3 protein-coding genes and 2 pseudogenes are annotated in these 4,493 nt (G+C 70.9%); 1 reads left to right on the top strand and 4 read right to left on the bottom strand.

Going from position 1 to position 4,493, the window contains the following annotated elements; all coding sequences use genetic code 11:
* Positions 1–255: pseudogene (locus GJ633_RS14335) on the bottom strand (halocyanin); the annotation flags it as partial.
* Between the two features lie 134 nt (positions 256–389).
* Here GJ633_RS14335 and GJ633_RS14330 point away from each other — a divergent pair.
* Complete coding sequence (locus GJ633_RS14330) at positions 390–809, top strand: VOC family protein (RefSeq protein ID WP_321169100.1); 420 nt, start codon at positions 390–392, stop codon at positions 807–809.
* 51 nt (positions 810–860) lie between these two features.
* On the opposite strand, the pseudogene metG reads toward GJ633_RS14330, so the two are convergent.
* The 3 genes and pseudogenes from metG to dcd form a co-directional block, all read right to left on the bottom strand.
* A pseudogene (gene metG / locus GJ633_RS14325) lies at positions 861–3,067 on the bottom strand (methionine--tRNA ligase).
* A 128-nt stretch (positions 3,068–3,195) separates the two neighbouring features.
* Positions 3,196–4,113, bottom strand: a complete 918-nt coding sequence (locus GJ633_RS14320; RefSeq protein WP_156589357.1) for a thiamine-phosphate synthase family protein — start codon at positions 4,111–4,113, stop codon at positions 3,196–3,198.
* Positions 4,110–4,493, bottom strand: a 384-nt coding sequence (dcd, locus tag GJ633_RS14315; protein ID WP_156589356.1) for a dCTP deaminase, incomplete at its 5' end; no start/stop codon positions are given. The genes GJ633_RS14320 and dcd, both read right to left, overlap by 4 nt.

The raw sequence follows: 4,493 nt of genomic DNA, 5'->3' as shown, positions 1-4,493 counted from the left end.
CGTGCCCGTGTCCACCCACAGCAGCGTCGGGTCGAACGCGAGCCCCTGGTCGCCGGCGCCGACCGAGACGGTCACCGAGTCCTGGCCGCGGGCGTCCTGGTAGGAGCCGACGTTGCCTTCCGCTCCGCTCGGCCAGGCCGGCTCTGCCTCCTGTGCCGCCGCCGTCCCCGAGGTCACCGCGGTTGCTCCCGCGGCCGCCGTCGCGCCGCCGGCCGTCCGAATGAACGCGCGCCGAGAGACGTCGTCCGTGCTCATGCGCCTCGGTTGGTGACGCCCTGTAGTGAATATGTTGATCCGGGCGCGACCGCTCAACGGCGTTGCCACAGCGTTGCCACACACGCCGCGGAGCGCTCGACAGCGTTTTCTCGTCGGTCCCTGATGTATCGGACGTGTCCGACCCAACCGCACACCACGTGGGCGTTACCGTCACGGACCTCGACCGCGCCGTCGACTTCTACACGGAGACGTTCGGCTTCGACGTCGTCGACGAGTTCACCGTCGGCGACGAGGCGTTCGCGGAGGCCGTCGCCGTCGACGGCGCTTCCGCGTCGTTCGCGCACCTCGACGCCGGAGGGGCGATCGTCGAACTGGTCGCGTACGACCCGACGGACGACCCGATTTCCGACCCGGATCTGAACCGACCGGGCGCGGCTCACGTCGGCCATTCCGTGGACGACGTCGAGGCGTTCTACGCCGACCTCGCGGACGACGTGGAGACGCTCTCGCCGCCGCGGACCACCGAGAGCGGGACGACGATCCTGTTCCTCAGGGACCCGGAGGGGAACCTGATCGAGGTGCTCGACGCCTGAAGGAGGCGATCGACGCCTGAAACCGGAGTGCTAGTCGCTATCGACGGTTCCTCACCGCACCTTCGTGCCCGGCCCGGCGTCTCCGTAGGTCGTCAGGAGGTCCGCCTCCTCGCCGGCGGCGAGCACCATCCCGTTCGACTCGACGCCGAACAGCTCCGCCCGCTCCATGTTGGCGAGGACGACCACCTTCGTCCCGGGGAGGTCGTCGACGTCGTGCAGCTGTTTGAGGCCCGCGACGATGGTCCGGATCTCCGCGCCGAGGTCGACGCGGAGCCGCAGGAGGTCGTCGGCGCCTTCGATACCCTCAGCCTCCTCGATCCGGCCGATCCGGATGTCCAGCTCCTGGAACTCGTCGAAGCTGACGCGGTCGTCGCTGAGGGGTTCGACGTCGGTCGGGGCGGTGGTTCCGGCTTCGTCGTCCCCCGTGTCGTCGTCCTCGGCGTCGCTGTCCGCGCTCACGTCGCCACCGGCGTCGCCGTCCGTGCTCTCGTCGCCCTCGTCGTCTTCGCCGCCGTCTTCCGCCTCGGCGACGCGGGCCGCCAGCTTCTCGTTCAACGCCTCGACGCGCTCGTCTTCGATCTGCTCGAACAGCTCGGTCGGCTCGCGCAGGTCGCCGCCGGGGCCTCGCGGGCCGCCTCGACGGTCGCGTCGTGGACGGAGCCGGGCTCGCCGAGCTGGGTCCAGAGCCGCTCGGTCTTCTCGGGCGCCAGCGGCTCGAAGAGGACGGCGATCGCCTTCGCGAGCGCGACGCAGTCGTAGATCACCTGCTCGGCCTCGGCGGGGTCCTCGTCGACGAGGTTCCACGGCTCGTTGCGCTGGATGTACTCGTTGCCGAACCGGGCGAGGCCGGTGACGGCGTCGCCGAGCGCCCGGACCGAGTAGTCGTTGACCGCGGCCGCGACGTCGTCGATCGCCTCCTCGATCCGCTCCGCGACCGCGTCGCTCGGGGCGTCGGCCTGGGGGCCGGCCTCGTAGTTGCGGTGCGCGAAGAGCAGCGAGCGGTACAGGAAGTTGCCGACGGTGCCCACCAGCTCGGTGTTGACGCGCTCGGCGAACTTCTCCCACGAGAAGTCGACGTCCTGTTGGAACCCGCCGTTGGTCGCGAGGTAGTAGCGCAGCGGGTCGGGATGGAACCCCTCCTCTAAGTACTCGTCGGCCCAGACGGCGCGGTCGCGGCTGGTCGAGAATCCCTTGCCGTCGAGCGTGACGAACCCGCTCGCCATCACGGCGCGCGGCTCGGCGTGGGCCGTCGCCTCCAACATCGCGGGCCAGAAGATGGTGTGGTGCTGGATGATGTCCCGGCCGATCACGTGGACGATCTCGCCGCCCTCGGGGTGCTCGTCGCTCGCGCCCTCCTTCCAGGCCGCCTCCCAGTCGAACGTCTCGGCCCCGACGCGCTCCGTGTACTGCTTCGTCGAGGAGATGTACTCGATCGGGGCGTCGACCCAGACGTAGAGGACGAGGTCCTGTTCGGCGGTTTCACCGCCTTCCCGCGGCGACGCCGTCGCCCCGCCGCCCGGATAGTCGATCCCCCAGTCCATGTCGCGGGTGATACACCAGTCCTGGAGCCCCTGTTCGATCCACTCGCGGGGCTGGTTGCGGGCGTTCGAGGTGCCCTCCAGTCGGTCGAGGAAGCCGGAGAGGTAGTCGGCGAACGCGGAGACCTCGAAGAACTTGTGGGTCCGCTCGCGGTACTCCGCGGGGTTCCCCGAGATGGTCGAGACGGGGTCTTCGACCTCGCCCGGTTCGAGGTGGCGCTGACACCCCTCGTCGCACTCGTCGCCGCGGGCGTGTGCCCCGCAGTACGGACAGGTTCCCTCGACGTAGCGGTCCGGGAGGAACTGGTCGTCGACCGGGTCGTACGCGACCATGATCTCCTTCTCGTAGAGGTGGCCGCCGGCGTCGAGGTCGCGGACGAGCTGCTGGGTGAGTTCGGTGTTCGTCTCGTCGTGGGTGTGGCCGTAGTTGTCGAACTCGACGTTGAACTCCGGGAACGTCTCGGCGTACCGCTCGTGCCACTCCAGCGCGAACGCCTCGGGGGAGACCCCCTCCTGCTCGGCGTTGACCGCGACGGGGGTGCCGTGCATGTCGGAGCCGGAGACGAAGGCCGTCTCCTGGCCGAGCCGTTCGAGCGCGCGCGCGAACACGTCGCCGCCGACGTAGGTTCGCAGGTGCCCGATGTGGAGGTCGCCGTTGGCGTACGGCAGTCCACAGGTCACCACCGCCGGGTCGTCCGTGGGGAAGTCGTCGTGGCTCATGTGGTGTGCGTGTGTCGTGTCTCGGTCGATCGGGCCTAAAGCCCGCCGATTCGCCGCGGCGATGGGCCCCCGCGGCGGTCCGTCCCCCGTGCCGGCCGCCCCGCCGTTCGGTCACTGTCGTCCGCCGATCACAGGAGTCCGCGAACGATCTCCGCCGCGTCCGCCGCGGTCGGCGCGAGCACGTAGACGATCGGTTCGATCCCGACGGCGCCCGTCTGGTAGAGCACGAGCGCGTCTGGACCGGGCGCGTCGCCGTCGCGGTCCGCCTCGGCGACCGCCTCGGCGACCGCCTCCCGGGTCGGTCGCTCCGGGTCGAACGCGACGGTCGGATGCGACTCGCCGAGGGCCGCGACCGTCTCGGGGTCGTATCTGACGTTGACCGCGCCGCGGACGAGCGCGCCCCCCTCGCGCGCGGCGAGCAGGACCGTCGCGACGTGCTCGCTCACGCCGAACTCCGGCTCGCCCGGCACCATCGCCCGTCCCTTCACGTCCACGAGGCGCCCGGGCACCGCGGCCACGTCGTCTATCGTCCGCGCGTCCGCGAGGCACTCGACGACGTTGGCCCCGACGTTCGGGATGAGCGCGGCGAACCCCGAGGCGTTCGTCAGCGTCCGGAGCCCGCGGCGGACCGACGCGAGCACGCTCTCGCGCTCGCGCAGCCCGCTGTCGGGGTCGTGGACCGAGAACTCCACGTCGGCGGCCGCGAGCGCCGGCATCGCCTCCTCGTGGAGCTCCGCGAGGAGGTCCCCCTCCTCCAGCCGGCGGATCAGCACCTCGATCTCGACCAGCGCGGCGACGGGCGTCATCTCGCCCGCCGCGAGCCCCTCGCCGACGCGGTCGACCAGGTCGCGGACGCGCTCGTCGGCGACGACGCGGTCGTTGCGGGCCACGTCGCCGTGGGCGTACTTCGAGACCGCCGACTGCGAGATGCCGAGCGCGTCGGCGACCTCCCGCTGGGTGAACCCCCGCTCGCGGAGGTCCTCGGCCAACATCGAGCGGACGGTCGGGAGGAACTCGTCGACCACGACCTCCTCGATGAACTTCATCGGTCGGCGCCCTCCGTGAACTCCGGATCGTCGCCGATCCGCGAGGCCTGCGGCCCGTCCTGACCCTGGTACTTCGACCCCCGATCGGCGCCGTACGGGCGGTCCGCCGGCGACTTCAGCTCCGTGAACGTGAGCTGGGAGACGCGCATCCCGGGCGAGAGGGCCACCGGCGCGGTGCCGAGGTTCGACAGTTCGAGCGTGATCTGGCCCTCGTACCCCGGATCGCACAGCCCGGCCGTCGCGTGAACCACGATCGCGAGCCGTCCGAGCGAGGAGCGTCCCTCGACGTGCGCGACGAGGTCGTCCGGGATCGTGACGCGCTCGGTCGTCGTCCCCAGCACGAAGTCGCCCGGGTGGAGGATGAACTCCTCGCCCTCGGG

The organism is Halorubrum sp. CBA1125 (assembly GCF_009742825.1).
In the GTDB taxonomy this organism is placed as follows: domain Archaea; phylum Halobacteriota; class Halobacteria; order Halobacteriales; family Haloferacaceae; genus Halorubrum.
This window is presented reverse-complemented; position numbering and strand designations above follow the sequence as displayed.

Coding starts and splice junctions, on each gene's coding strand:
- GJ633_RS14320 (WP_156589357.1), bottom strand. CDS start 4,113: ATGAAGTTCATCGAGGAGGTCGTGGTCGACGAGTTCCTCCCGACCGTC.